A 24,086-nucleotide genomic window follows, 5' to 3' on the forward strand; every position below is an offset into this window, starting at 1 on the left:
CCCGGCGACGGAGCCGATACAGAAAATATTCTATTAGGCCTGTGTGACAGGGCCTGCCGGGACCTCACGAGGCGCCCTGGTCGGGGTGGTTCTCGAGCCAGAAGCGCGCGATCTGCTCGCGGGTGGCGAACCAGACGTCGGACTGCTGCTGGGCGTGCTCGATGAACTCGCGCAACGCCGAGGTCCGCCCCGCCTGCCCCGCCCACCGGGGGTGCAGGCCGATCGACATCATCCGCGGGTGCCCGCCGCGACCCTCGCGCAGCAGCTCGTCGAAACCGCGGGCACAGACGTCGAAGAAGTCGGTCGGGCTGGCCATCCCGGGTGGCATCGCATACTTCACGTCGTTGTAGACCATCGTGTACGGCACCACGAGCTGGCGCTTGTCGCCGACGCTCGCGTAGTACGGCAGGTCGTCGTTGTAGGCGTCGGAGTCGTAGAGGAACCCGCCCTCCTCGACCAGCAGCTCACGGGTGTGCACGCTGGGTCCGTAGCGGCAGTACCAGCCGACGGGCCGGGTGCCACAGGTCCGCTCGAAGGACGCGATGGCCTCGGCCATGTGCTCGCGCTCCTCCTCGCGGCTGAGCACCCACGGCTCCTCCCAGCGCCAGCCGTGGCTGCAGACCTCGTGCCCACCGGCGACGACGGCCTTGGCCAGCTCGGGGTTCTGCTCGAACGCGACGGCGGCGGCGTAGAAGGTCGTCGGCACGTCGTACTCGGCGAACAGGCGCAGCAACCGCCAGACACCCGCACGCGCCCCGTACTCGTAGATCGACTCGACGCACAGGTCCCGGTACTCCGCGGGCATGCCGTACGGGATCTCGCCGAGGCCCTCGTTGCGCGCGTCGCCCGCGGCCCAGGAGAGCTCGGAGCCCTCCTCCGCGTTCACCACGATGTTGACGGCGATCTTCGCCCCGCCCGGCCACTGCACGGCCGGGGGCGTCGCGCCGTAACCGATGAGATCGCGCCGGGGGCCGGGCACGTCGGCTTCGGTGAACTGCAGGGTCATCGGGTCCTCACTGCTCTGTGGGCGCTACTGCTCCGTCTCGCTCAGCTCCGGCTGCTCCGACGCCGACCCGGCCCGGATGTGCCGGAACATCGCGTCGGCACCCGCCTGGGCGTCGCCGCGGCGCACGGCGTCCATGACCTCGTCGTGCTCGCGCATGCTGTCGGCCGTCCGCTGCTCGACGGCCCAGTTGGTCCGCCACGGGAAGACGTCCCACAGCCGTCCGGTGAAGTCCTGCAGCATGTCCGAGCCGGCGGCCTGGTAGATCGCCAGGTGCCAGGCGGAGTTGAGCTGGGCCATCCGCTTCCCCCGCCCGGCGCGACCGGCGGCGAGGAAGTTCTGGTGGATCGTCTGCAGCTCCCCCTGCAGCTCGTCGGTCATGTGCTCGATCGCCAGCCTGGTGGCCAGCGGCTCGAGCGCCATTCGCATTGCATACACATCGGACAACTTCTCGGGCGAATGCCGAGCCACCACGACGCCCCGGTGGGGCTCGTAGTGGACGAGCCGGTCCGCCTGCAGCAGGCGGAGCGCCTCGCGGATCGGGGTGGGGCTCATACCGAGCTCGGTCGCGAGCTCGTCGACCTGGAGGCGGTAACCCACCTCGAGCCGACCGCTGCGGATCCTCTCGCGCAGAACCCGCAGGGCCAGCTCCGACTTCGTCTGGTGTGTCGGAACCTCAGGATCGGTCACAGTGCAGATCTTGCAGGTAACGCAGGTGGTACCGGCTCACGGGAGTCCCCCTCCGACGCGCGCTGCAATGAATAGAAAATATCCTGTAGTCGGATTGCATGCAAGAGCTTCCCGCTGACCGCCCGCTGAGTGGCATCGGAGGCGGCTGCGCCGTCCGCTTCCCTGCCCAGGCGACCTCGAACATCGCGCCGGTACCCATGCCGGTGATCCACTCCGGGACCGCCTCGTAGCTCGTCCACACCAGCGGCTCGCCGTCGCCGCGAGGCCCGTGAGCCACGTCCGGATCTCCCCGCTCACCTGAGCGGACCCCCGGGCGCAACCTCACGGTCGTCGAGCCGCCTCCGGGCGACCGTGAGGTTGCGTCCGGCTCGGTGACCCATCCCCGGGCCGGCCCAGGTCAGGCCTCGTGAGTGGCGATGGTCGCCATGGCGACCATCGCCACTCACAGGGTCGTGGCCAGGGCGCGGGTGAGGCCGAGGGCGGCGGTGCGGACGGCGGGGGCCATCCGCTCGGGGTCGAAGCGGTTGACCCAGCCCGTGATCGAGAGGGCGGCGACGGCGTGGCCGTCGCCGTCGAGCACCGGCGCCGCGACGCAGGTGACGCCGATCCCGGACTCCTCGCGCTCGTAGGCGACACCGCGCTCGTGGATGCGCTCCAGCTCGGCGGACAGCAGCCCTGGCGCGATGATCGTCCGCGGGGCGCGGCGGGTGAGGCCTGCACGCAGGACGTCGTCGAGGAGCTGCGGCAGCGCGAACGCGAGGATCGCCTTGCCGACGCCGGTGCAGTGCATCGGCATCCGCCCGCCCACCCGCGACGGCACCGGCGGCCCGGCGCGGCCCTCCAGCTTCTGGACGTAGACGACCTCGGTGCCGTCGGGCGTCGCGAGGTGGATCGTCTCGTGGGTGGCCTCGAACAGGTCGGCGAGGAACGGCGCGGCGGCCTCGCGCAGCCCCAGCTGGCGCGGCACCAGCTGGCCCAGCTCGAACAGCCGGATGCCGAGGCGGACCCCGCCGCCGGGGGTGCGCTCGACGACACGCCACTGCGCGAGCTCGGTCACAAGCCGGTGGATGGTCGCCTTCGCGACGCCGGTCCGGCGCACCAGCTCAGCCAGCGAGAGCTCGTCGTCGCCCAGCTCGAAGGCGGTCAGCACCGTGAGGGCGCGCCCGAGCACGGAGTTCGGGGCGTCGGGCGAGCCGTTCCGTTGAGTGGACCGCATGGCTTCCAGCCTGCGCCGTCCCGGTGCCATCGTCCAGCACATGGACACGCCCAAGGTGCCGGTCGCGATCGTCGGGCCCGGCCACATCGGCACCGACCTCCTGGTCAAGCTGCAGCGCAGCGACGTGCTCGACCTGCGCTACGTCGCCGGCATCGTCGAGTCCGAGGGTCTGACGCGGGCCCGGGAGGCCGGCGTCGAGGCCTCGGCCGGCGGGGTCGACTGGCTGCTCGCCCAGGACCCGCTGCCCCGCATCGTCTTCGAGGCGACGTCGGCGAAGGCGCACGCCGCCAACGCCCCCCGCTACGAGGCGGCCGGCATCCGCGCCGTCGACCTCACCCCGGCCCACCTGGGCCCGATGGTGTGCCCCGCGGTGAACGGGGACGCCCACCTCGACGCCATGAACGTCTCCATGATCACCTGCGGCGGGCAGGCGACGATCCCGATGGTCGCGGCCGTGTCCCGGGTGACGCCCGTGCCGTACGCGGAGATCGTCGCGTCGATCTCGTCGCGCTCGGCCGGTCCGGGCACCCGCGCCAACATCGACGAGTTCACCCACACCACCGGCGGCGCGGTCGCCGAGGTCGGCGGCGCCGACCGCGGCAAAGCGATCATCGTCCTCAACCCGGTCGAGCCGCCGATGATCATGCGCGACACCGTCTACTGCATGATCGGTGCCGACGCCGACCGGGCCGCGATCACCGCGTCGGTGCACGACATGGTCCTGCGGGTGCAGGAGTACGTCCCTGGCTACACGCTGCGCGCCGAGCCGCAGTTCGACGAGCCTGCCGACGAGTGGGGCGGACACGCCCGGGTGGCCGTCTTCCTGGAGGTCAAGGGCAACGGTGACCACCTGCCGCCCTACGCGGGCAACCTCGACATCATGACCGCGGCCGCGGCCCGCATCGGCGAGCTGATGGCACGCGCCGAGCTGGGGGTTCCGGCATGAGGACCGCGCTGCGCAACGACGTCCGGATCATCGACACCACGCTGCGCGACGGCAGCCATGCGATGGCCCACCGCTTCACCGAGACGCAGGTCCGCGACACGGTCCGGGCCCTCGACGCCGCGGGTATCGAGTGGATCGAGGTGTCGCACGGCGACGGCGTCGGCGGCTCGTCGTTCAACTACGGGTTCTCCGGCACCGACGAGATGACGCTGATCGCCGCCGCCCGCGAGGAGGCCCGGACCGCGAAGATCGCCGTGCTGCTCGTGCCGGGCATCGGCACCGTCGACGACCTCAAGCGGGCCCACGACGCGGGTGCGGAGATGGTCCGGGTCGCGACGCACTGCACCGAGGCCGACGTGTCCCCGCAGCACTTCGCCGCGGCCCGCGACCTGGGCATGGAGACCGTCGGCTTCCTGATGATGGCCCACCGCACCGATCCGGCGAACCTCGCGAAACAGGCCCGGATCATGGTCGACGCCGGGTGCCAGTGCCCGTACGTCACCGACTCCGCGGGTGCGCTGCTGATGCACGAGGCGCGCGAGCGGTTCGAGGCCCTGCTCGCCGAGGTCGGCGACGAGGCGCTGGTCGGCTACCACGGACACCAGAACCTCTCGATGGGCGTCGCGAACTCGGTGATCGCCTACGAGACCGGCGTGCGGTCGATCGACGGGTCGCTGTGCGCGCTGGGTGCGGGCTCGGGCAACTCGCCGACCGAGGTGCTGGCGGCGGTGTTCGACCGGCTCGGCATCGACGCGGGCGTCGACGCCGGCCTGCTGCTCGACGCGGCCGAGGACGTCGTCCGCCCGTACCTGAACCGGTGGCCGAAGATGGACCGCAACGCCGTCGTGCAGGGCTGGGCCGGGGTGTACTCGTCGTTCCTGCTGCACGCCGAACGTGCCGGCGAGCGTTACAAGGTCCCGGCGCACGAGATCCTGCGCCGCTGCGGCGAGCTGGGCTACGTCGGCGGCCAGGAGGACATGATCATCGACGTCGCGATCACGCTCGCGGCCGAGCGCGACGACGCCTGACGCCGCCCGGCACGACGACAGCCGCCGTGCCCCCGCCGGGGGTCCGGCGGCTGTCGGGCGTCCGCACCCGAGGCCCTGCCGCCGTGCGTCGACGACGAGCGGGACCGCACGGCGGCCGGGGCCCCACACGGTCCGCGGGTGATCTTCGCTGCTCAGAGGGCGTCCACACCGTCGCTCGGGCTGCACTGCGAGACAGCCGAGATCATGACGGCGTACCAGAAGATCGTCGAGGCCGACGACTCGCTGACCGGGCTGCGCGCCTACTCCACGTCGCGGCCGCCGCACTCCGAGGGGATGGCGTCTCGATCGCGTCGTACCTCGCGCACGAGACCGGCCTGCCCAAGATCGACCTGCTGCACCTGAGCTCCGCCGAGTCCGTCGACGCCGCGCTGCGCATGGCCGGCGCCTTCCCGCACATCGACGTCCGCCGCGAGGTGACCATCGGCCACCTGCTCGCCGACGTCGACACCGCGGCGGGGCCTCCTCGACGTCGCCGCGCTCGCCCGCGGGCTGCGCGTGCAGCGGCTCGCGATCGGCGAGGCCGACCTCGCCGCGAGCACCACGGCCCTGCTGCGCCAGGGTTTCCGGGCCCGGACCGCCGCGCACCCGAAGCAGGTGCCGGTGACCAGCGCCGCATCCACGCCGTCCCCCGCCGAGCTCGACCGCGCCCGCTCGGTGGTCGCGACGCTGGACTCGGCCGGTTCGGGCATCGCGATCGACCCGCGGACCGGGCGGATGCTCGACGAGGCGGTCGTCGCTCCGCACACGACGTCCTCGCCCGCACCGGCCGGTAGGCTGGCCACAGGGCGCACCGCGCCCGTCTGCCCCGGGGTGAAGAAGCCGCCTCCCGCACTCCAGGAGGCGATCGATGACGCCCGCATCCCCAGGATTCCTCGCGATCGGGTCCCCCGCTCCCCAGGTGCACCTCGTCCGAGTCACCGGTGGCCTCGACGCCGCCACCGCGAACCGGCTGCTCCGCCTCGTCGACGCGCGCTGCCGGCTCGTCGCCGGCGGCGACAGCGCGACCCGGCACGTGCTCGTCGACCTCTCCGGGGTGACCGCCCTGGCCCCCGGCACGGTCACGATGCTCGACCGGGCCCGCGAGGTCGCCGAGTCGCACGGGCTCTCCATCGACCTGGTGGGTACGTCGAAGCACACCGTCACCCTCAGCGGCCGCGACCGGCACCTGCTGCTGCGGTTCCGGACCTTCCCGGCTGTCGACGTGGCGCTCGACGACCTCGTCCGGACCTGACCGTTGGCCGGGTGGCGGCGGCCCGGGGCCCGCGCCAGAATCCGCCACATGTCGATCCCCGTCACCGGTTTCTCTCACGTCCGCATCACCGTGACCGACCTCGAGCGGTCGAAGCGGTTCTACGACGACGTCCTCGGCCTCCCGGTCGCGTTCCAGCTCCCGCCCGACGCCGACGAGAAGACGCGCGAGGAGAACTGGTGGCTCTTCGGCGGGGTGGTCTACCAGGTGCCGGGCGGCTTCTTCGGGCTGCGGCCCGTCGCCCCTGCCGACGACTCGTTCACCGAGGACCGCGCGGGGCTCGACCACCTCTCGTTCGCCGTGCCGTCGCGGGCCGACCTCGACGCGGCCGCCGCCCGGCTCGACGAGCTGGGCATCGCCCACGAGGGCGTCAAGGACATCGGCATCGGGTACCTGCTGGAGTTCCGCGACCCCGACAACATCGCGCTGGAGCTGTGGGCCGACGCCGGCTGAGGCGTCAGGAGCGCGGCGCCCACACCGTCAGGTCCTCCCAGCTCGGTCCGGCCCCGGTGGGCGATGCCGGTCCATCAGATGGTCGGCGACGGTGTGGAGATCGCTCACACGGCCACCCTGCCGTAGATCCGCTCGTCGCGGCAGTCACCCCGAGTTCGACATCAGACCGGCGAACCTCGTGGTCGAGCCGGCCCCACGTCGAGCTGCACGGGGTCGGCGGGCAGGCCCGCCGGGCAGGCCTCCGGATCGGCACCCGCCCCGGACCAGCGGTGATCGTCGGTGGACGGCCCGATCATCACTGGACGAGAAACACGGTGATGGTGGCCGCGCGTGCGCGGTGCCACCATGCGAGACGTCGCGACGGCGCGGCACGACGACGGGCGGAGGAGCGATGTCGAGTTCGGACACACCGGCAGGCGCCCCCGCGCCCGAAGGCGCGTCCCGGCTGACGACGTGGCACCGCGACCTGTTCGCCGCCGTCGCCGCCTGGCCCTGGCTGCGCGACGCCGACGAGAAGGTCGCCGCCGCAGTCCTCCCCGTCTACGACCGCCACCGCGGCAACCTCGTCGTCGAGCTCATGCACGGCGGCCGCTGGGCCGGGCACTCACTGCACGCCGCGCTCAGCGACCTGCCGATCGGGTTCTGGGCCGGGTCGGTGGTGCTCGACGTCCTCGGCAAGGACGTCCGCCCGGCCGGCAGCCGGCTCGACCCCGCCGGAGCTCTCAGCGCCGCCGGGATCGCCGCGGCCGCCGCGACGGTCGCGACCGGCGCCACCGACTGGACCGTCAGCGACGGCGAGGACCGCCGCGTCGGGCTCCTGCACGGGATGATGAACCTGGCGGGCACGACGCTGCAGGCGGCCTCCCTCGCCGCGCGCGTCGCCGGCCGACGCCGCCCCGCGCAGGCACTGGGCATGGCGGGCATGGCCGTCACGGCCGCCGCCGGCTACGTCGGCGGGCACCTCGTCCAGGGCCGCGCCGTCATGGTCAACCGCGTCGCGACCACCACCGGCCCCAACCGCTGGGTCAAGGCCGTCGAGGAGACCGACCTGCCCGACGGCGCCACCACCGGCGTCGTCGTCGAGGGCCGCCAGGTCGTGCTGCACCGCTCCGGCGACGAGGTCCACGCCCTCGACGACCTCTGCAGCCACGCGGGCGGCCTGCTCAGCCGCGGGGAGGTCGTCGACTGCGTCATCTCGTGCCCGCTGCACGAGTCGCTGTTCGACCTCCGCGACGGCCACATCGTCCGCGGGCCTGCGCACCATCCGCAGCCCGTGCTCCCGACCCGCATCCGCAACGGATGGGTCGAGGTGCGGGGCTCCCTGCCCCGGGCACGCGGGACCCGATCCGCGGCGGCGTCCACGACCGGACCCGCCGAGGGCCGCACCCGGACACGTAGTGCCCCCACCACCACATAGGAGGCAGCCATGGCATGGGAAGCGGTCGCGGATCTCGACCAGCTCGAAGAGGGCGACATGATGGTCGTCGAGATGAAGGGCGAGCCGATCTGCGTCGTCCGGCTCTACGAGGACGAGGCCGTCGCCGTCCACAACACCTGCACCCATCAGCAGCAGCCGCTCAACGAGGGCTACCTGCAGGAGGACGACACCCTCATCTGCCCGGCCCACAACTCCTGCTTCGACCTCCGCACAGGAGAGCCCCGCGGGGTGCCGGCGGTCAGCCCGATCCCCGTCTACGCGTGCAAGATCGAGGACGACGCCATCTGGGTCGACCCCGAGCAGCAGCTCAACGACGCCGAGATCCCGCACAAGCCGTTCCACTGACCGGGTTCCCGGCAGCGGAATAGCCGTCGTCGTCCTGCAGGTTGCCGGGGACATGACCGCGTCCCCGTTCGACCCGCACGCGCTGCTCGCCGAGAGCCGGATCGGCGTACTGGCGACGATCAAGTCCGACGGCCGCCCGCAGCTCTCCCCCGTGACGCCGTTCTACGACCGCGCCGCCGGGCTCCTGCACGTCTCGATGACCGACGGCCGCGCGAAGACGGCCAACCTGCGCCGCGACCCGCGCGCGACACTGGAGGTCACCAGCGCCGACGGCTGGGGGTGGGCGACGGTCGAGGGCGTGGCGACGCTCGTCGGTCCCGGCACCGACCCGCACGGCCCCGAGGTGGACGCGCTCGTCGACTACTACCGCGCCGCCGCAGGCGAGCACCCCGACTGGGACGAGTACCGCCGGGTCATGATCGACGACCGGCGTGTCCTCATGACGATGACCGTCGACCACGTCTACGGCGCGCGCATCCGCTAGTCGGGCAGGGGCCGCAGGGTGTCGTGGGCCCACGAGGCGAGCGGCGCCGGCGTCGTGGTCACGGCCGTGCGTGGCTGTCCGGGGGTGAACCCGACACCACCCAGCATGCCGCGCACCGCCTCGTCCGGTATCCGTTCACCGGCGAGATGCACGTGAGCGTCGCCCGGGGCCGATCGCACGACGCCCATGTGCGTCTCGGCGTTGCAGGCCTGCCCGGCCTGTGCTCACCAGACGACGTCCACGCTCCGGGGGCCGCAGAACATCGGGCTCGCGACGTCGACGTAGGCCGCGCCGGGGGCCAGACGCAGGCCGGGCAGGCGGTCGAGCAAGGCGCCGAGCGCCGTCGAGATCTCGATGCGGGACAGCTCGGCGCCCAGGCAGAGGTGAGTGCCGTGCCCGAAGGACAGGTGTCGGCGCGCTGTGGGGCGGCGCAGGTCGAAGTCCGCGGCGTCGGGGCCGAAGACGGCCTCGTCCATGTTGGCCGACTCCAGGCCGACGATCAGCCGGTCGTCGGCGGCCATGTCGTCGCCGTCGACGTCAGTGGGACCGGTGACGGTGCGCAGCACCCAGCGGATCGCGGAGCCGTGGCGCAGGCCCTCCTCGCGGGCGTTGTCGAGCAGGGACCGGTCGGCGAGCAGCGTCTCCCAGCGGCTGCGGTCGTCCAGCAGCTGCCAGACGGTGGAGCCGATCGTGTAGGCGGTGCTCTCGAGCCCGGCGACGAACAGCTGCCAGGCGTGGAACGCGACCTCCTGGTCGGTGAGCCTGCGGCCGTCGATCTCGCCGAGGGCTAGGAGGGTGACGAGGTCGTCGGGTGGGGCGTCGGCGGCGCGGCGCTGCCGTGCGGCGGCGGTGAGGTACTCCTCCAGCCTCGCCCACATCGGGGTGCCGACGAAGCTCGCGGGCAGGATCGCCGTGATCTCCAGGGAGAGTCGCGCGAGCTCGGCGGCGTCGTCGGCGGGGACGCCGACGAGCCGGCCGATGACCCGGGCGGTGAGCGGGAGCGCGACGTCGCCGACGATGTCGGCGGGCCCGCCGTCGGGGAGGCCGTCGATCAGCTCGTCGACGTACTCGGCGACCCAGGGGACGGCGTCGGTGATCGCGGCGCGGGTGAAGCCGGGACGCAGCAGGGCACGCAGGCGGGTGTGCTCGGGCGGGTCGCTCTGGGTGATGAGGTCGGGCGGGGCGGGACCGTCGCCGTCGCCGTCGAGGACGAAGTTGCCGTGGTTGCTGAAAGTGGCGTGGTCGAGCAGGGCCTCACGGGCGTACCTGTGGTGGGAGACGAACCCGAGGCCGGGCGCGACCCGGGTGACCGGACAGCCGCTCTCGCGAGCGTCGGCGAGGCCGCGGCGCACCTCCTCGAGACTGCCGGGGGCGAGGGGGTTGAACGCGGCCCGTTCACTGGCGACCATCGCACGCTCCTATGCGCATCCAGATCTGACGACTGATTCGTAGGTTATTCGACGCAAGCGGCGAATACCAGCATTGTTTGCAGAATTGCGTTGTGGCACAAGACGTTCAGCGCACGCGACCACGCCGGGCCCGCCGCGGCGGGTCCGGCGACGCGGACCGGCCTCAGCCCGGCGGGGTCAGCTCGTGGCGCTTCCCGAGCCAGTCGGCGATGCGGGCCGCGGCGAGCTCGTTGCCGGTCGGCTCCCCTTCGGCGAGGGCACCGCCGAAGTGCAGGCCGCGCACGACCTCCGTCGTCAGGTCGGAGGCGCCCAGCGCCTCGACCATCCGCCGCGAGTCGGCAGGGAACGCGGCTTGGTCGCCCGTGAGCTCGACGAACAGTGTGGGAACGGTGACCCCCGGCGCGCAGCGGACGAAGTCGGCGTTCGAGCTCAGCCCCGACCATGTCGAGAGCCACGCCTCAGGGGTGGTGAGCCGCCCGAACCCGACCTGCCCGTAGTTGATGAGGTCGGGACGTCTGCCGAACAGCGAGCCGTAGGGCCGGTCGCTCGGGTCGAGGGAGAGATCGACGGTGCGAGGGTCGGCGTCGGTCCGGAAGACCGTGAGGATGCGCGGCGCGAGGGCCCGTCGCCGATCGGCCACAGCACCGGTGTCCTTGAACGCCGCGCGAGCCGAGGCGGTGCGCGCCAACGACTCCCGGGCGACGGCATCGATGCGCGCGACCCGGTCGCGCTGGGCGGCGCGGTAACGGTCGAGGAACTCCGCGGAGTACGACGAGCTCGCGGGCGGCTCGGCGAACCCGTTCGCGGGAGAGAAGGGGTCGAGCGACGGGACGACCGAGAGCGGGTCGGACTCGTCGGCGACCGAGGGGTCGATGCAGCCCAGCAGGAGTTGCCCCTGGCCGGGGTGCGGGGCGAGGAAGACGGCGCCGTCGGCGACGGGCATGTCGGCGTCGGCCGACGCGACCGGCCGCCCGCCGGGAGTGCGCGTCACGCGCTGCTGCGGCGGCAGCGCGGCCTGCTGCAGGTAGTAGGCGTAGAGCGTGCCGCCGCCGGAGTGGCCGAGCGTGACGATCGAGGAGAACCCGTTGTCGCGCAGGAACACCATCCCGGCGGCGACGTCGAGCAGCGCCTGCTCGTGGACGAGCGTGAGGTCGTTGTTGACCGAGCGGGTGTGCTGCGTCCAGACCGCGGCACCGGCCTGGAGCAGCAGCGGCACGAGCGGGTGGTGAGTGAGGTCCTGACGTGGGTGCATGAGGCACACGACAGTCCGCGCACCGGGCACGGTTGCCAGCACGCCGCGGACGCCCGCACCGTCGGCCGTGGTCAGTTCGTGGACCGAGGTCGTCGTCGTGGCAGGCCGCGATCCAGCGGCCAGGTAGCGCCCGGCGCCCAGCCCGGAGGTCATACCGGGTCCACGCGCAGGGCGTTCTTGTCGTGCTGGGTGATCCGGCCGTCGCGGCCCACTCCGGCGATGCAGGAGTACCAGACGGCGTGGCGGCAGCCCGTCGCGCGCCGGTCGATGACGATCGGGCCGTCGGCGCTGATCTCGTGGTAGTGCCCGCGGCGGCCCACGGTCACGGCCGGGTCCTCGACGGCGACCGTCACGACGGAGATGTTCTCCGGGACGTCGAGTACGAACAGGGTTGTCACACCGGCACCCGCTCGACGATCAGCTCGGCCTTGCGCGCCAGCAGCTTCCCGAAGGTGGGCTCGGGTCCGGCGACGACGTCGAGCAGGGCGTCGATCGTCAGGTTGGCGTCGTCGTCCTCCTGCGGGGTCACGGGACGCATGGCCCGGGTGATCTCGAACATGTAGCCATTGGGGTCGTGGGTGTAGATCGACTCGATGGTCTCGTGCTGGATCTGCATCTCGACGGGCCAGGAGCTGGCGTCGAGGCGGCGCCGGTACTCGAGCAGGTCGTGCTCGGAGTCGACGTGGATCGCGAGGTGCCGGGACCGGACGAAGTACTCGGGGACGTCGGCGCCGAAGCGGGCGTAGGCGTCGCCCTTCTCCCCCACCGGGCCGCCGACCTCCGGCGAGGAGCCGAAGTAGTAGAAGAACGCGATCCGGTCGTCGTTGCCGATGTCGAAGAAGAAGTGGATGAAGTCCGGGTGGTTCTCCGGGCCCCAGCCCGCGGCGCAGATCGAGTGCACTACCGGGAAGCCCAGCACGTCACGGTAGAACCGCACGGTGGCGGCGGGGTCGAAGGTCGGGAACGCGACATGGTCGACGCCGCGGACCCGGTGGTCCTGTTCGGTCATGGCTCCACGGTACGCGGGTGTCTACACATGCGTCAACAGTTCGACACTTGCGCCGAATCACGGCCGCCGCACCGAAAAGGGCCCTCCACCAGCGGTGGAGGGCCCACGACGAAGCGGGTCAGAGGTCGAGTACGCGTTCGAGATGGTCGAGGTCCTGGCGCAGCATCTTCAGCGCCGCGGCCGGCCCCTCACCCTCCAGGGTCTGGTCGTCGGGCCGGGCCAACGCGCCGACGGCCATGTCCGCCAGCTGCGCGACGACCGCCTCCCCGGTGTCACGCCCACCCGGGTGGAACCACCACGCGACCCAGTTGCACATGCCCAGCACGCCGAGCGCCGCGACGCGGGCCTCGACCGGGCGGAACCGGCCGGCCCGGACGCCGTCCTCGACCACACCGGCGATCGAGGTGAGCACGTCCCGCCGCGACGCGGCGTAGGCGGCGGTGAGCTCCGCGGGGAGCTCGGCCTCGGAGCGGATGAGCAGCCGGAACCGTTCGGGCTGGGCGACCCGGCGCCCGACGATGATCCCGACGACGCCGCGCAGCTTCGCCACCGGGTCCAGGTCGGTGCGGGCGGCCAGCGCGTCGAGCTCGTCGAGCGGACCGTTGGTGACCTCGGTGACGAGCTTGGCGAGCAGCTCGTCCTTGCTCCTGACGTAGTAGTACAGCGCGGGCCGGGTGATGCCGATCGCGTCGGCGATGTCCTGCAGGCTGGTCCCCGCGAAGCCGCGTTCGGCGAACAGCCGGGTGGCGTGCTCCAGCAGCTCGTTCTCGACGAGCTCGCGACGCGCGGTGCCGGCCCGGCCGGTCCTCGGCCCGCCGCCCGCCCGCCGACCCCGGGGTTCCTCGCCGCTCATGACGCGATCGTAGAGGCACCGACGCCTGCGCCCGCCCCGGCGAGCAGCGCACCCGCCCCGGGCAGGACCGGGTCGAGGCCGAGCGCGCGCAGCAGCGAGAACGCGCCCGCGGTCGCCGCCGACAGCACAGGCAGCGCGAACTCGGCCTCCGCGGGCGCGACGAGGTCGAGCGACGGCATCTGGACGCACGCGGAGATGACGAGGGCGTCGGCGCCGTCGAACGAGAGCCCGCGCGCGGCGGTCATGACGCGGTCTCCCGGGATGCAGCCGACCTCGGCGTTGTCACCGACCTCCAGCGCCACCCAGTCGACGACCTCGATCCCCTCGGACTCCAGGTAGCCGACGACCTGCTCGGCCAGCGGTCGCAGGTACGGCGTGACGAGCGCGATCCGCCGCGCCCCCAGCGCAGCGATGCCCTCGACGAGCGCTCCGGCACTCGACCGCACGGCGGTGTCGCGGCCGCCGGCCCGCAACTGCTCGACGACCGCCTGCTCGGTGCGCCGGTGCTCCCCCGGACCCTGAGCCATCAGCGCGACGAGACACGCGTAGAGCAGGGCGTCGACGCCCGCGTCGGCCAGCTCGTCGACGCAGCGCTCGCGCTGGGCGTTCATGGCGCGCAGCTCCTCGGGCGAGACGCGGTGCATCCGCATCCGGCTGCCGTGGAAGGAGAAGCGGGCGTCGGCGTGCCGGGCGAGCAGCGCCGGGACCTCGGTCTCGACGGTGACGTTCGAGCTGGGGACGACGAGCCCGATGCGACGGAGCATCACGACGTTCCTTCCAGGAGCTTCGAGGCGATCGACGCCTGCAGCCGTTTCTTGTCGGTCTTGCCGACGAGCGTCCGGGGGATCTCGTCGAGGTGCTCGATGCGTTCGGGCCACTTGAACTTGGCGACGTCGAGTGCGGCGAAGTGCTGCTGCACCTCGGGCAGCCCCAGCGGTTCACCCCGGACCACGACGTAGGCGCAGGTCCGCTCCCCGAGCCGCGGGTCCGGCATGGCGACGACCGCCGCGGCGGTGACGCGCGGGTGCCGCAGCAGGAGCAGCTCGACCTCCTCGGCGTTGATCTTCTCGCCGCCGCGGTTGATGAGGTCCTTGATCCGGCCCTCGATCGAGACGCAGCGGTCGCCGCCGATCGTGCGCACCGCGGCGAGGTCGCCGGTGCGGTAGAAGCCGTCGGAGGTGAAGGCGCGGGCGTTGTGGTCGGGGGCGTCGAGGTAGCCACGCAGCGTGTACGGGCCACGGCAGGCCAGCTCGCCGACCTCACCGTCGGGCACCTCGTCCTCACTCCCGGGCGCGAGGATGCGGATCTCGTCGAGCGGCGACAGCGGGGTGCCGACGGTCGTGGCCCGGGCTTCCCGCGCGGCGCCGGGACGCGTCGTCAGGAAGAGGCCCTCCCCCATCCCGAACAGCTGGCCCGACCAGATGCCACGCCCTTCGAGGCCGTCGAACAGCGCTGGCGGGACCTTGGCGCCCGAGAGCACGACCTGGGTGAGTGTGGCCGCGGCGGCGTCGAACGTGGGATGCTCGGCGGCACGGAAGTGGCCGTGGCCGAGCAGGACGTGCGTCGTGGCCTCGCGGGCCATGAGCGGCAACGACTCGTCGAGGTCTGCGGTGCCCAGCACCAGGGCCGCGCCGACACTGTGCGGGGCGTGCACGGCACAGACGATGCCGGCGTTGTGGATGATCGGGATGAGGTGCGCGACGCGCGTCGTCTCGTCCCAGCCCCAGGACCGGGCGTACTCGGCGGCGTTGTACCAGTACTCGGCGTGCAGCCGCGGGATCACCTTGGGCACACCGGTGGTGCCGCCGGAGAGCTGGAAGACGGCGACGTCGTCGGGTGCGATCGCGGCCTGCACCTGCGCGACGGTGGCCCGTGCGGTGGCGGGATCGGCCCCGTCCGCGAGCGCGCCGACGGAGACGCCCCGCGGGTCGTCGCCGGCCACGAGCACGTGCCGCAACGTCGGATGGTCACGCTGCTGGTCGAGGGCGAAACCGACGAGGTCGAACCCGCGGGTCCCTGCCTCGACGAGGTGGGCGACGGCGCCGACGCGGCGGCTGATCCCGCCGATCTCGTGACCGCGGTGCGCTGCCAGCGTGCAGACGGGGACGAGCCCCGCCTTGAGCACGCCGTACCAGGCGACGACGGCGTCGAGCCGGTTGGTGACCTGGAACAGCACGGGGTCGCCGGGGCGAAGGCCGAGATCGAGCAGCCCGGCGGCCAGCAGGTCGGTGCGGGCGTCGAGCTCGCGGAAGGTGACGCGGCCGTCGAGGGCGACGACGGCGTCGCGGTCGGGGTGCGTGGACGCGACCCGGGACAGCTCCTCGGCGATCGTGGCGGTGCCCCACAGGCCGGCGTCGCGGTAGGCCGCGACGGCGTCGGCGGGGAACGGGACCAGGCGTGGGTCGGTCGTCATCGCTCCTCCGTGAGCACGATGTGGTCGCACCGCCCACTGAGCAGCGCGGCGGCCAGGTCGTCGCGCAGGGCGGCGGGGGCGGCGACGGCCACCGGGCCGCCGACCTCGCGCCGGACCCGTTCGGCGAGGTCGGTGCGGGTCAGCACCGCCGGCCGCGCCGCGGGCCCCGAGAGCAGGATGCCCCGGGAGCCGCGCGCGCGGGCCTGTTCCAGGATCGCGTCGCCCAAGGCCGACCACGGGTCGTCGAGGTCGACGTCGAGCACGGGCAGGTCCGCGGGGGCGGGGTGCGTGCGGTCGAGCACCCAGTCGGTGACCGCACCGGCAGGCGGTGGGTCGCCGCCTCCGTACTGCGCGAGCGCCGTGGCGACGACGTCGGGTGCGGTGCTCGCGAACCGTTCCAGCGGGACGTTCCCGGCGCGGGACATGTAGGCGACCATGAGCCGCTCGACGGGAAGGTCGAGACGGTCGGGGAACGACTCCCACCACAGCTGGCTGCGCCGGGCGAGCTCCTGCAGCCGCTCGACCGAGGGCCTGCGGACCCGCTCGTAGCGGGCGAAGGCCGCCGGCCGGTCCGGCTCCTCGCGCAGGGCCTCGACCAGCGCGATCGCGTCCTCCATCGCGAGCTTGGTGCCCGAGCCGATGGAGAAGTGGGCGGTGTGCGCGGCGTCGCCGAGCAGGACGGCGCGCCCGTCCGACCAGCGGTCGCAGCGAACCGTGCGGAACCGCAGCCACCGGGTCCGGTTGCCGATCAGCCGGTGCCCGCGCAGTGTCCCGGCGAAGGCGTCCTGCAGGTACCGCAGCGACACCTCGTCGGAGGCGTCGGCGTCGAGAGCAGCGGTCGTCGCATCGAAGCCCGCGCGCCGCCACGTCGCCTCGTCGGTCTCGATGAGGAACGTGCTCGTGCCCGCGGTGGCGCCGCCGGCATAGGGGTAGGCGTGGGTGACGAACACGCCGTGCTCGGTACGGACCGGCGCGAAGACGGCGTCGTCCAGGGCGAAGTCCGTGCCGCACCACAGGTACAGACCGCGGCCGACGTCGATGGAGGGGCCGAACTCGCCCGCCTCGCGGGTGGCGCTGCCGACCCCGTCGGCGGCGACGACGACGTCGGCATCCAGGTCGTCGGCGCCGAGGTCGTCGGCGCTCGAGCGGGAACCGAAGTGCAGCGTGACCCCGGCCTTCTCCGCGTGCCGCTGCAGGACGGCGAGCAGCTCGGTGCGGGCGATCCCGACGAGGCGGTCGTTGCGCACCCGCGCGGTGGCGCCGTCAACCGTCATCGTCATGTCGTGGCGCAGGCCGGCGGCGACGATCTCGCGCAGGGTGTCGGGGTCGGCAGCCTCCAGCTTGCGCTGCGTCCCCGCGGCCAGCCCGACCCCGAACCCGAACGTCGCGTCGGGCTCGCCCTGCTCGTGGAGGACCACCTCGCACGCGGGGTTCGCGAGCTTGAGCAGCCGCGCGGCGTAGAGCCCGCCCGGGCCACCGCCCAGCACCGCGACGCGATGCAGTTCCATCCCGACCTCCCCCAGCTGCAGCGGCACAGCCACCGACTTTGACGTCTTCGTTGACTATTCGACGCTACAGACGGCGTCATCGTCAAGAGGTTCGACCGCTTGACTCCCAGCAATTGTGTTGAATAGTCTACGCAACCGTCAGATGCCGCTGTCCGGGAGTCTCCCGGCACCAGGGCGGCTCTCCCGTCGCGCGAAGGAGCGTGAGTCATGGCCTATGTCATCGGCGTGGACGTGGGCGGCACGTTCACCGATGCCGTGCTCGACGACGACGCCGGGACCGTGCTCGCCGCGAAGTCCCCCTCGACCCCGCCGGACTACTCCCGCGGCGTCCTCGACGTGCTCGAGCTCCTCGCCGAGCAGCTCGGTCGGACGCTCCCGGAGATGCTGGCCGACACCCACCACATCGCGCACGGCACGACCTCGTCGCTCAACGCGCTCGTCACCGGCGACGTGCCACCCGTCGGGTTCCTGACCACCAAGGGCCACCGCGACTCGATCTTCATCATGAACGTCGAGGGCCGCTACCTGGGCCGCTCGCCCCACGAGCTGCAGCACGTCCTCGGCCAGACCAAGGACCACGGCCTCCTGCCCAAGCGGCACGCGCTGGAGGTCACCGAACGCATCGACCGCGACGGCAACGTCGTCGTCACCCTCGACGAGATGCAGGCGCGGACGGCGATCCGCGCGCTGCTCGCCGACGGTGTGCAGGCGATCGCGGTGTCACTGCTGTGGTCATTCCGCAACCCCGTGCACGAGCGCCGCCTCCGCGAGCTCATCGCCGAGGAGGCCCCCGACCTGTTCGTCGCGCTCTCCTCGGAGGTCAGCCCCCGGATCCGCGAGTTCGCCCGCAACGCCACCACGATCATGAGCACGCAGATCGGGCCCGGTCTGCGCGACTACCTCTCGACACTCGAGAACACGCTGCGCGACAACAAGCTTGTCGGCCCACTGCTGGTCATGCAGAGCAACGGCGGCGCCGTCGCAGCCAAGGAGGCGCCGGCGAGTGCCATCAGCACGGTCGGGTCGGTCCTGACCGGTGGCGTCGTCGGCTCGGTCGCTCTGGGCCGCCAGCTCGGCCATCGCAACATCATCTCCACCGACGTCGGCGGCACGACGTTCCTCGCCGGGCTGATCGTCGACGGCGAACCCGTCCGCGACACCACGACCATCATCAACCACCACCCGATCAACGTCCCCACCCTGCGGGTCGACGCCATCGGCTCCGGCGGTGGCGCGATCGCGTGGCTCGACGCGGGTGGGAACCTGCGGATCGGCCCGCGCAGCGCCGGTGCCGTGCCGGGGCCCGCGTGTTATGGCAACGGCGGCACCGAGCCCACCAACACCGACGCCAACCTGGTGCTGGGCATCCTCCCCGAGCGGGGTCTGCTCGGCGGCCGCAAACCGCTGTCGCTGGAGCTCGCCCGCCAGGCCATCGACACCCAGATCGCGAAACCCCTGGGGCTCACCGTCGAGGAGGCCGCCGCGGCCGTCTACACGGTGCAGAACGCCCAGACCGGTGACCTGCTGCGCAAGACCGTCGTCGAAGCCGGGCACGACCCGCGCGACTTCGTCCTCTACGCCTTCGGTGGTGCCGGCCCCGCCCACTGTGCCGGGTACGCCGCGGAGGTCGGGGTCGACGAGGTCGTCGTGCCACTGGGCCCGGTCGCGTCGGCGTTCTCGGCGTTCGGCCTGGCCTCGTCGGACATCGTGCTGGCCGCGGAGCTCTCGGACCCGACCGTCGTGCCCTTCGACCCGGCCCGCGCCGAACGCAACTTCACCGACCTGGAGAACCGCGTCCGTGACGGCCTGGAGCGCCAGGGCGTCACGTTCGAGACCGTGGAGCTCCACCGCGAGATCGACATGCGGTACTCGATGCAGCTCGCCGAGGTCACCGCCCCGGTCACGAACGGGCCGCTGGACATGGCGGCGATCGAGGACGCCGCCGCGGCGTTCGAGGCCCGCTACGCCGAGCTGTTCGGCAAGGACGCCGGCTTCCGCGAGGCCGGCATCCAGGCGATCACCTTCCGCGTCCGCGGCGTAGGTGTGCTGCCGTTCAGCCCGGAGCTGCCTCCTGTCGCCGAGGCGACCGGCCCCGCGGAGCCCGCCTCCACCCGCCCGGTGTGTCTCGTCGCGCGCGAGGGCTTCGTCGACACCCCGATCCACGACTACCGCGAGCTGCGCGCGGGCCACGTCCTCTCCGGCCCGGCGATCGTCGAGGTGCCCACCACGACCGTCGTCGTCCCCGGCGGGACCACCGGCACCGTCGACCACCTCGGCAACCTGACCATCCGGAGGGCCGCGAAGTGACCATGCCGATCCCAGGCTCGGAGGCCTTCTCCAGCCGTCCCGTCGATCCCGACGAGCTCGCCCGTTCCCTGCCCAGCTCACTGCCCGTGCACAGCGTCACCCAGGAACAGGTGGACGCACTGGACCCGCTCACCTACGAGGTCGTCCGCCACCGTCTCTGGTCGGTCACCGACGAGATGGGTGAAGCGCTCAAGCGCATGTCCGGCTCGCCGATCGTCACCGACGCGAACGACTTCGACTTCGCGATCTCCGACGAGCTCGGCCAGGAGGTGCAGGTCGGGCTGTACAACACGATGCTCGTCGGCGCCGTCGACCTCGCCATCTACTGGACCCTGCAGAACCGGGCAGTGAACCCCGGCATCGAGTCCGGCGACATGTTCCTCACCAACGACCCCTGGGTCGGCGGCGGGCTGCACCAGAACGACGTCATGGTCTATCAGCCCGTGTTCCACGACGGGAAGCTCTTCGCCTGGACCAGCGCCATCGCCCACCAGCCCGACCTGGGCGGCGTCGGCCTCGGGTCCTTCTCCCCCGCCGCACAGGACGTGTTCTCCGAGTCGCTGCCCACCCCGCCGGTCAAGGTCGTCCGTGGCGGGCAGCTGCAACGCGACGTCGCCGACCTGTGGGTCCGCCGCTCACGCGTGCCCATGCTCATCGGGCTCGACCTGCGCGCCAAGATCGGCGCCAACAACGTCGGCGCCGAACGCCTCCACGCCCTCATCGCCCAGTACGGTCCCGACACCGTCAAGGCCGTCATGAAGCGGATGATGTCCGACGCCGAGGCCCGGCTGCGGGCCAAGCTCACCGCGCTGCCCGACGGCTCCTGGTCGGCCACCGGCTACCAGGACCAGTCCCACGAGGGCGACCGCAACCTCCACAAGATCACCGTCACGACGACGAAGACCGGGGACCACCTGAGCTTCGACTTCACCGGCACCGACCCGCAGGCCGGCGTCATCAACTGCACCTACGCCGGCATGCGCGGCGGTGTCATGCTCGCGCTGCTGCCGATCCTGGCCGGGGACATCCCCTGGTCGGCGGGCGGACTCATGCGCTGCTTCGACCTGATCGCCGAAGAGGGCACGATCAACAACGCCACCTTCCCCGCCGCCGTCGGGCGAGGGCCGATCGGGCCGGCGTGGCTCACCGGCAGCCTCGTCGCGGAATGTCTGGCCCAGATGCTCGACAGGGACCTGGAGCTGGGCCGCAACGTCCAGGCCACCTGTTGCGGCACCTGGGACACCGCGGTCATCGCGGGTCTCGACGAGCGCGGGGAACAGCCCGCGCCGTTCCTCAACATCATCATGGAACCGATGGCCGGCGGCTACGGTGCGCGTCCCCACGCCGACGGCATCGACACCGGCGGCCTGTTCTGCATCCCGATGGGCCGGGTGCCCGACGTCGAGATGACCGAGTTCCTCTATCCGGTGCTGACGTTGTGGCGCCGCGAGGAGCCCGACTCCGGCGGTCCCGGGCGGCACCGCGGCGGGCTGGGCGCGTCGGTCGCGATCACCCCGCACGGCACCAGCGTCCCGATGGGCCTGGTGCTGGCGTCGGCGGGAAAGGCCGTCGCCCAGAACGGCGGGCTGTCCGGTGGGCATCCCGGCAACAGCGGTCTCGACGTCGTGGCCCGGCAGAGCCGCGTCGCCGAGCTGCTGGCCGCGGGCACGATGCCGTCCGACCTCGCCGAGATCAGCGACACCCTCGAACCCGGCCAGAACTACGCGTCGAGCTACCTCGCGCCCGGCGAGGTCTTCGCGATGACGTGGCAGGGCGGCGGCGGGTACGGCGACCCACTCACCCGCGACCCTGCGTCGGTCGGCCGTGACCTGAGGGAACAGAAGATCACCGTCGGCGGCGCCCGCGCCGTCTACGGGGTCGTGGCCGACGGCACCGATGTCGACGACGCCGCGACCGCGACCGAGCGCGACGCCCAGCGGGCCCGCCGCCGCGAGCGGTCCCGACTGCTCGGCGAGACCCGCGGCCGGGCCGACACCGCCACGGCCCGACGCATCGACGACAACCTCGTCGAGGTCGGTGACGAGGGCGCCGTGGCCTGCCGGCACTGCTCGGAGACGCTGGGCGACAAGGAGAACCCGCTCGCCCTGGCGCTCTACGAGGGCCCGCCCACCGACGCGGGCCCGCAGATCATCGCGACGGCCACCGACTACGTCGACGCGCCGGTGGTGTTCCGGCAGTACTGCTGTCCGTCGTGCTGGACCGCGCTCTACTCCGCGGTGGTCCCCGCCGACCACGGGGACACCGTCGCGACGCTGGGCCGGCTGACAGCGATCGCCTGACCCTGTGAGTGGCGACGGGCGATGAGTTCGCGGCGTGTGCGTCGTCTGAACTGACATGACGACGCACACGCTCGCGACCGCCGACGCCGACATCGCCTACGACGTGATCGGCCCGCTGCCGACCGCGGACGGCCGGCCGCCGCTGCTCATGATCGGCCAGCCCATGGCCGCGGAGGGCTTCGGCTCGCTGGCCCCGCACTTCCCCGACCGCACCGTCGTCACCTACGACCCGCGCGGGCTCGGCCGCAGCGTCCGCAAGGACGGCCGGACCGACCATCGACCCGACGTGCAGGCCGAGGACCTCCACGCCCTGATCGTCGAGCTCGGCGTGGGCCCGGTGGACGTGTTCGGGAGCAGCGGCGGCGCGATCGCGGGGCTGGCACTCGTCACCGCCCACCCCGGCGACGTGCGGACGCTCGTCGCGCACGAGCCGCCCCTCATCCCGGTGCTCCCCGACGCCGAGGCCGCCGAGCGCGCCCGCGCCCGGGTCACCGAGATCTACCGGGCGAAGGGCTCCAACGCGGGGATGGCGGCGTTCATCGCGATGACGTCGTGGCAGGGCGAGTACACCCCCGAGTACTTCGCCGCGCCCGCCCCCGACCCGGCGATGTTCGGGATGCCCACCGAGGACGACGGCACGCGCGACGACCCGCTGCTGTCGGACGTGTCGTGGGCTGTCAGCAGCTACGTCCCGGACGCCGCCGCCCTGAACGCCGCCCCGGCCCGCGTCGTCATCGGGGTCGGCGAGGAGTCGGCCGGGGTGTTCACCGCCCGGACGTCGATCGCGATGGCCGCGCTGCTGGGTCAGGAGGCCACGGTGTTCCCGAGCCACCACGGTGGGTTCCTCGGCGGCGAGCACGGTTACGCCGGCAAGCCCGCGGAGTTCGCCGTGACGCTGCGCGAGGCCCTCGACGCGACCTGATCCGCCCTTGTCCTGCGCCGCCGGGCCCGCTCCACCCGATCCCGGTCGTCGCGAGCCCCGAGCTCGCGACCCGGCTGCGTAGGCGTCCGGGACGTGCAGGTCGAGGCGCACCCGGTTCTTGACGGTCTTCGGCTCGGCACGCGGTCGATCCACATCCACGACTCGCCGTCGCGGCGCAGGACGGCGTCGCCGTCGTCGAAGAGTTCGACGTCGAGGCCGAGGAGCCCGCCCCAGAAGCCGGCGACGAGGGTGGGGCCGGCGGCGTCGGCACACAGATCCTTGAACCGGACGGTCATGGGGCGAGGCTGGTACCGGACACACGTCGGCGCCCGGGTCCTGTGCGGACCCGCGCGCCGCTCGTGGGTGTCGGTCGTGGTGTCTCTGTGCGGCTCAGTGGTGGCCGTAGCCGCCGCTCGAGTGGCTGTAGTCGTCGTTGCAGTGCTTGTAGTCCTGGTCGTGGCAGCTCTTGTCGTCGTAGGACTTGTCGTCCCAGCAGTGGTCGGTCTGCTTGTAATCCCAGCAGTGGCTGTACTTGTCGTCCCAGTCGTTGTGGGGCTTGTAGTCGTCGTTGCAGTGCTTGTAGTCGTCGTTGTTCCAGGACTTGTCGTCGTGGTGCTTGCTGGTGGAGCAGTGGGACTTGAACATGGCGGGCCTCTTCGGTGTGTGGGGGTTGCTGTGGGGGTGTTGCTCTGCTGAGGAGAACTCTGCCGCCCACGAGGCCTCGTTCCCATCGAGCACACCCCCGTTCCCGAGGGGGTAAACCCGACACCTCGCGCAGCGTGCGGCGGCATACTGGGTGACGGCGAGTCCGGGAGGAGGGCCCATGTGGCTGGTGTGCGGCATCGACGAGGAGCACCGGTTCCGCGAGTGGGACGAGGCAGCGGGCTACCACCGGCTGATGGTCGGCGACTGGGTCGCCCGCCACGGTGACCCCGCCGGCGCGGCCGGACCGCTCGACGGGCTCGCGGTCGGCCAGAGTTCGACGATCACCTTCCCCGACCCCGAGCCCGGCCCCGACGACGGCGGTGACGCCGGGACCGTGGAGTTCTCGCTGACGTGGGAACGGGCCCGGGCGGGCCTCGAGGTGATCGGGGCCTGCTGACCCGTCGAACCTGGGCGCGGCGCCGGCTTCCCGCAGGCTCCTGGCGAGGGCGGCCCGGACCGGCACACGGCCCGACCGGTCGTCACAGGCGCTCTCGACGCCACCGCGCCACCGAGCCGTGCCCGAACCGCTCAGGTC

Annotated in this window: 24 protein-coding genes; 11 read left to right on the forward strand and 13 right to left on the reverse strand. The window is 72.4% G+C overall.

Annotation, left to right across the window (positions count from 1 at the left end; all coding sequences use genetic code 11):
• Positions 1 to 64: 64 nt before the first annotated feature.
• The 3 genes from TOK_RS02475 to TOK_RS02490 form a co-directional block, all read right to left on the reverse strand.
• Positions 65 to 1,006, reverse strand: a complete 942-nt coding sequence (locus TOK_RS02475; RefSeq protein ID WP_098956122.1) for a polysaccharide deacetylase family protein — start codon at positions 1,004 to 1,006, stop codon at positions 65 to 67.
• A 24-nt stretch (positions 1,007 to 1,030) separates the two neighbouring features.
• On the reverse strand, positions 1,031 to 1,693 hold the full coding sequence (locus tag TOK_RS02480; RefSeq protein ID WP_098956123.1) for a GntR family transcriptional regulator: 663 nt from the start codon (positions 1,691 to 1,693) through the stop codon (positions 1,031 to 1,033).
• 442 nt (positions 1,694 to 2,135) lie between these two features.
• Positions 2,136 to 2,909: an IclR family transcriptional regulator gene (locus TOK_RS02490; protein ID WP_098956124.1), complete on the reverse strand. Its 774-nt coding sequence runs from the start codon at positions 2,907 to 2,909 to the stop codon at positions 2,136 to 2,138.
• Between the two features lie 40 nt (positions 2,910 to 2,949).
• Here TOK_RS02490 and TOK_RS02495 point away from each other — a divergent pair, with 40 nt between their 5' ends.
• Both TOK_RS02495 and dmpG read left to right on the forward strand, forming a co-directional pair.
• Positions 2,950 to 3,855: an acetaldehyde dehydrogenase (acetylating) gene (locus TOK_RS02495; RefSeq protein ID WP_098956262.1), complete on the forward strand. Its 906-nt coding sequence runs from the start codon at positions 2,950 to 2,952 to the stop codon at positions 3,853 to 3,855.
• The gene (dmpG, locus tag TOK_RS02500; protein WP_098956125.1) at positions 3,852 to 4,883 is read left to right on the forward strand and encodes a 4-hydroxy-2-oxovalerate aldolase; all 1,032 of its coding nucleotides are present in this window, start codon (positions 3,852 to 3,854) and stop codon (positions 4,881 to 4,883) included. The genes TOK_RS02495 and dmpG overlap by 4 nt, the downstream gene beginning before the upstream one ends.
• A gap of 260 nt (positions 4,884 to 5,143) precedes the next feature.
• Here dmpG and TOK_RS32275 read toward each other — a convergent pair whose 3' ends face one another.
• On the reverse strand, positions 5,144 to 5,686 hold the full coding sequence (locus tag TOK_RS32275; RefSeq protein ID WP_172457366.1) for a hypothetical protein: 543 nt from the start codon (positions 5,684 to 5,686) through the stop codon (positions 5,144 to 5,146).
• A 65-nt stretch (positions 5,687 to 5,751) separates the two neighbouring features.
• Between TOK_RS32275 and TOK_RS02510 the strand changes: the two genes are divergently transcribed.
• The 5 genes from TOK_RS02510 to TOK_RS02530 all read left to right on the forward strand — a co-directional run bounded on the left by TOK_RS02510 (position 5,752) and on the right by TOK_RS02530 (position 8,873).
• Positions 5,752 to 6,135 carry an STAS domain-containing protein gene (locus TOK_RS02510; RefSeq protein ID WP_141566243.1) on the forward strand — a complete coding sequence of 128 codons (384 nt, stop codon included), beginning with the start codon at positions 5,752 to 5,754 and terminating at the stop codon, positions 6,133 to 6,135.
• A gap of 48 nt (positions 6,136 to 6,183) precedes the next feature.
• Positions 6,184 to 6,606 carry a VOC family protein gene (locus TOK_RS02515; protein ID WP_098956127.1) on the forward strand — a complete coding sequence of 141 codons (423 nt, stop codon included), beginning with the start codon at positions 6,184 to 6,186 and terminating at the stop codon, positions 6,604 to 6,606.
• 391 nt (positions 6,607 to 6,997) lie between these two features.
• Entirely contained in the window at positions 6,998 to 8,023 is a 1,026-nt protein-coding gene (locus TOK_RS33710; RefSeq protein ID WP_098956128.1) for a non-heme iron oxygenase ferredoxin subunit, read from the forward strand.
• A 9-nt stretch (positions 8,024 to 8,032) separates the two neighbouring features.
• A complete protein-coding gene (locus TOK_RS02525; protein ID WP_013676286.1) occupies positions 8,033 to 8,389 on the forward strand; it encodes a non-heme iron oxygenase ferredoxin subunit in 357 nt (118 codons plus the stop codon).
• A gap of 52 nt (positions 8,390 to 8,441) precedes the next feature.
• Positions 8,442 to 8,873, forward strand: coding sequence for a PPOX class F420-dependent oxidoreductase (locus tag TOK_RS02530; RefSeq protein ID WP_098956129.1), 432 nt, complete (start codon positions 8,442 to 8,444; stop codon positions 8,871 to 8,873).
• 224 nt (positions 8,874 to 9,097) lie between these two features.
• On the opposite strand, the gene TOK_RS34850 is transcribed toward TOK_RS02530, so the two are convergent.
• From TOK_RS34850 to TOK_RS02575, 8 genes are all read right to left on the reverse strand, one after another.
• Positions 9,098 to 10,282, reverse strand: a complete 1,185-nt coding sequence (locus TOK_RS34850) for a cytochrome P450 (protein ID WP_098956131.1) — start codon at positions 10,280 to 10,282, stop codon at positions 9,098 to 9,100.
• A 163-nt stretch (positions 10,283 to 10,445) separates the two neighbouring features.
• A complete protein-coding gene (locus TOK_RS02545; RefSeq protein WP_098956132.1) occupies positions 10,446 to 11,687 on the reverse strand; it encodes an alpha/beta hydrolase in 1,242 nt (413 codons plus the stop codon).
• Entirely contained in the window at positions 11,684 to 11,932 is a 249-nt protein-coding gene (locus TOK_RS02550; protein ID WP_098956133.1) for a hypothetical protein, read from the reverse strand. Before TOK_RS02550 ends, TOK_RS02545 begins: the two co-directional genes overlap by 4 nt.
• Positions 11,929 to 12,543 (reverse strand): VOC family protein, encoded by a 615-nt coding sequence (locus tag TOK_RS02555; protein ID WP_098956134.1) that lies wholly within the window; start codon positions 12,541 to 12,543, stop codon positions 11,929 to 11,931. Before TOK_RS02555 ends, TOK_RS02550 begins: the two co-directional genes overlap by 4 nt.
• Before the next feature lie 118 nt (positions 12,544 to 12,661).
• On the reverse strand, positions 12,662 to 13,396 hold the full coding sequence (locus TOK_RS02560; protein WP_098956135.1) for a TetR/AcrR family transcriptional regulator: 735 nt from the start codon (positions 13,394 to 13,396) through the stop codon (positions 12,662 to 12,664).
• Positions 13,393 to 14,160: a maleate cis-trans isomerase gene (locus TOK_RS02565; RefSeq protein WP_216361825.1), complete on the reverse strand. Its 768-nt coding sequence runs from the start codon at positions 14,158 to 14,160 to the stop codon at positions 13,393 to 13,395. The genes TOK_RS02560 and TOK_RS02565 overlap by 4 nt, the downstream gene beginning before the upstream one ends.
• Positions 14,160 to 15,809, reverse strand: coding sequence for a (2,3-dihydroxybenzoyl)adenylate synthase (locus TOK_RS02570; RefSeq protein ID WP_098956137.1), 1,650 nt, complete (start codon positions 15,807 to 15,809; stop codon positions 14,160 to 14,162). The genes TOK_RS02565 and TOK_RS02570 overlap by 1 nt, the downstream gene beginning before the upstream one ends.
• Complete coding sequence (locus tag TOK_RS02575; RefSeq protein ID WP_098956263.1) at positions 15,806 to 17,317, reverse strand: FAD-dependent monooxygenase; 1,512 nt, start codon at positions 17,315 to 17,317, stop codon at positions 15,806 to 15,808. Before TOK_RS02575 ends, TOK_RS02570 begins: the two co-directional genes overlap by 4 nt.
• A 207-nt stretch (positions 17,318 to 17,524) precedes the next feature.
• Here TOK_RS02575 and TOK_RS02580 point away from each other — a divergent pair, with 207 nt between their 5' ends.
• From TOK_RS02580 to TOK_RS02590, 3 genes are read left to right on the forward strand one after another with little or no spacing between them, the layout of a single operon-like run.
• The gene (locus TOK_RS02580; protein ID WP_098956138.1) at positions 17,525 to 19,624 is read left to right on the forward strand and encodes a hydantoinase/oxoprolinase family protein; all 2,100 of its coding nucleotides are present in this window, start codon (positions 17,525 to 17,527) and stop codon (positions 19,622 to 19,624) included.
• Positions 19,621 to 21,924, forward strand: coding sequence for a hydantoinase B/oxoprolinase family protein (locus TOK_RS02585; protein ID WP_098956139.1), 2,304 nt, complete (start codon positions 19,621 to 19,623; stop codon positions 21,922 to 21,924). The genes TOK_RS02580 and TOK_RS02585 overlap by 4 nt, the downstream gene beginning before the upstream one ends.
• Positions 21,925 to 21,979: 55 nt before the next feature.
• A complete protein-coding gene (locus TOK_RS02590; RefSeq protein ID WP_098956140.1) occupies positions 21,980 to 22,846 on the forward strand; it encodes an alpha/beta fold hydrolase in 867 nt (288 codons plus the stop codon).
• 390 nt (positions 22,847 to 23,236) lie between these two features.
• Here TOK_RS02590 and TOK_RS32280 read toward each other — a convergent pair whose 3' ends face one another.
• The gene (locus TOK_RS32280) at positions 23,237 to 23,491 is read right to left on the reverse strand and encodes a hypothetical protein (protein ID WP_098961369.1); all 255 of its coding nucleotides are present in this window, start codon (positions 23,489 to 23,491) and stop codon (positions 23,237 to 23,239) included.
• A 178-nt stretch (positions 23,492 to 23,669) separates the two neighbouring features.
• On the opposite strand from TOK_RS32280, the gene TOK_RS02600 reads away from it, so the two are divergent.
• Positions 23,670 to 23,948, forward strand: a complete 279-nt coding sequence (locus TOK_RS02600) for a hypothetical protein (protein ID WP_098956141.1) — start codon at positions 23,670 to 23,672, stop codon at positions 23,946 to 23,948.
• The last annotated feature ends 138 nt before the right edge of the window (positions 23,949 to 24,086 follow it).

Origin of the sequence: Pseudonocardia sp. N23 (genome assembly GCF_002583555.1) — a bacterium.
Taxonomy (GTDB): domain Bacteria; phylum Actinomycetota; class Actinomycetes; order Mycobacteriales; family Pseudonocardiaceae; genus Pseudonocardia.

Excerpts from the sequence above, each read along its gene's own strand:
- TOK_RS02475 (WP_098956122.1), bottom strand. The coding sequence starts at position 1,006 with ATGACCCTGCAGTTCACCGAAGCCGACGTGCCCGGCCCCCGGCGCGAT.
- TOK_RS02490 (WP_098956124.1), bottom strand. The coding sequence starts at position 2,909 with ATGCGGTCCACTCAACGGAACGGCTCGCCCGACGCCCCGAACTCCGTG.
- TOK_RS02495 (WP_098956262.1), top strand. The coding sequence starts at position 2,950 with ATGGACACGCCCAAGGTGCCGGTCGCGATCGTCGGGCCCGGCCACATC.
- dmpG (WP_098956125.1), top strand. The coding sequence starts at position 3,852 with ATGAGGACCGCGCTGCGCAACGACGTCCGGATCATCGACACCACGCTG.
- TOK_RS02510 (WP_141566243.1), top strand. The coding sequence starts at position 5,752 with ATGACGCCCGCATCCCCAGGATTCCTCGCGATCGGGTCCCCCGCTCCC.
- TOK_RS02515 (WP_098956127.1), top strand. The coding sequence starts at position 6,184 with ATGTCGATCCCCGTCACCGGTTTCTCTCACGTCCGCATCACCGTGACC.
- TOK_RS33710 (WP_098956128.1), top strand. The coding sequence starts at position 6,998 with ATGTCGAGTTCGGACACACCGGCAGGCGCCCCCGCGCCCGAAGGCGCG.
- TOK_RS02525 (WP_013676286.1), top strand. The coding sequence starts at position 8,033 with ATGGCATGGGAAGCGGTCGCGGATCTCGACCAGCTCGAAGAGGGCGAC.
- TOK_RS02530 (WP_098956129.1), top strand. The coding sequence starts at position 8,442 with ATGACCGCGTCCCCGTTCGACCCGCACGCGCTGCTCGCCGAGAGCCGG.
- TOK_RS34850 (WP_098956131.1), bottom strand. The coding sequence starts at position 10,282 with ATGGTCGCCAGTGAACGGGCCGCGTTCAACCCCCTCGCCCCCGGCAGT.
- TOK_RS02545 (WP_098956132.1), bottom strand. The coding sequence starts at position 11,687 with ATGACCTCCGGGCTGGGCGCCGGGCGCTACCTGGCCGCTGGATCGCGG.
- TOK_RS02555 (WP_098956134.1), bottom strand. The coding sequence starts at position 12,543 with ATGACCGAACAGGACCACCGGGTCCGCGGCGTCGACCATGTCGCGTTC.
- TOK_RS02560 (WP_098956135.1), bottom strand. The coding sequence starts at position 13,396 with ATGAGCGGCGAGGAACCCCGGGGTCGGCGGGCGGGCGGCGGGCCGAGG.
- TOK_RS02565 (WP_216361825.1), bottom strand. The coding sequence starts at position 14,160 with ATGCTCCGTCGCATCGGGCTCGTCGTCCCCAGCTCGAACGTCACCGTC.
- TOK_RS02570 (WP_098956137.1), bottom strand. The coding sequence starts at position 15,809 with ATGACGACCGACCCACGCCTGGTCCCGTTCCCCGCCGACGCCGTCGCG.
- TOK_RS02575 (WP_098956263.1), bottom strand. The coding sequence starts at position 17,317 with ATGGAACTGCATCGCGTCGCGGTGCTGGGCGGTGGCCCGGGCGGGCTC.
- TOK_RS02580 (WP_098956138.1), top strand. The coding sequence starts at position 17,525 with ATGGCCTATGTCATCGGCGTGGACGTGGGCGGCACGTTCACCGATGCC.
- TOK_RS02590 (WP_098956140.1), top strand. The coding sequence starts at position 21,980 with ATGACGACGCACACGCTCGCGACCGCCGACGCCGACATCGCCTACGAC.
- TOK_RS32280 (WP_098961369.1), bottom strand. The coding sequence starts at position 23,491 with ATGTTCAAGTCCCACTGCTCCACCAGCAAGCACCACGACGACAAGTCC.
- TOK_RS02600 (WP_098956141.1), top strand. The coding sequence starts at position 23,670 with ATGTGGCTGGTGTGCGGCATCGACGAGGAGCACCGGTTCCGCGAGTGG.